Genomic DNA, 1,017 nt, shown 5'->3' with positions numbered 1-1,017 from the left:
GGGGATGTAGACGACGGTAATAATCGCCACCCCAAACAGACTGGGCCGTATTACTTCGTTAGTGGCTTCAAAAACGACCTGTAGTCGATCTTTTAAGGGTAATATTCCCCCAGCCTGTCTTTGTGCAATAGAGAGCCTGCGAATCGCGTTTTCAACCACAATCACAGCACCATCGACAATCAAACCAAAGTCGAGCGCCCCTAGGCTCATGAGGTTGGCAGAAATGCCCGCTTGGACCATACCGGTAAATGTTGCCATCATGGCCAGGGGTATAACTGCCGCAGTAATTAATGCAGCACGGATGTTCCCCAGTAGCAAAAACAATACGACGATGACCAGCAGAGCGCCTTCCAGCAGGTTTTTTTGCACCGTTTTGATGGCCTTGTCGACCAGTGTTGTGCGGTTATAGACCGCTTCCGCGATGACACCTTCCGGTAATGAGGATTGAATCGATTTAAGTTCCTTTGCGACCCTTTCAGAAACTGCGCGTGAGTTTTCACCGACTAGCATCATCACTGTACCTACAACGGCTTCTTTGCCATCGCGAGTCCCTGCACCGCTGCGTAGTGGTTTGCCGATGACGACATCGGCAACATCTTGGACTAATACTGGCCGATCATTAATATTTTTCACCACCACATGGCGAATATCGTCGATAGTCTTGAGTTGTCCAGGTGACCGAACCAGAATTTGTTCACCGAAGCGCTCAATATAACCAGCTCCTCGATTATCATTGTTTTGCATCAATGTCTGTTTCAATTCACTGAGACTGACACTAAAGTTCAGTAGTTTCGTAGGGTCTGGCTGAACATGGTATTGCTTGTCGAAGCCACCGTTGGTATTCACTTCAGTGATACCTTTAACGCGCTCCAGACGCGGCTTAATTACCCAGTCCTGAATGACGCGCAACTCGGTGGCGTTATAAGGTGAGCCATCATCCTGCTTGGCCCCCGGCTCGGCTGTCACCGTGTACATCAGAATCTCACCCAGCCCCGTCGCGATAGGTCCCATCTCAGG

1 protein-coding gene is annotated in these 1,017 nt (G+C 49.9%); it reads right to left on the bottom strand.

Annotation, left to right across the window (positions count from 1 at the left end; translation table 11 throughout):
• Positions 1-1,017: efflux RND transporter permease subunit (locus B4K20_RS09355; protein ID WP_289282686.1), on the bottom strand; the 1,017-nt coding region annotated here is incomplete at both ends.

Origin of the sequence: Methylophaga sp. UBA5088 (assembly GCF_002414625.1) — a bacterium.
GTDB classification, from domain to species: Bacteria; Pseudomonadota; Gammaproteobacteria; order Nitrosococcales; family Methylophagaceae; genus Methylophaga; species Methylophaga marina.
Note: the sequence above shows the minus strand (reverse complement) of the source record. Positions and strands in the feature narration are given on the sequence as shown.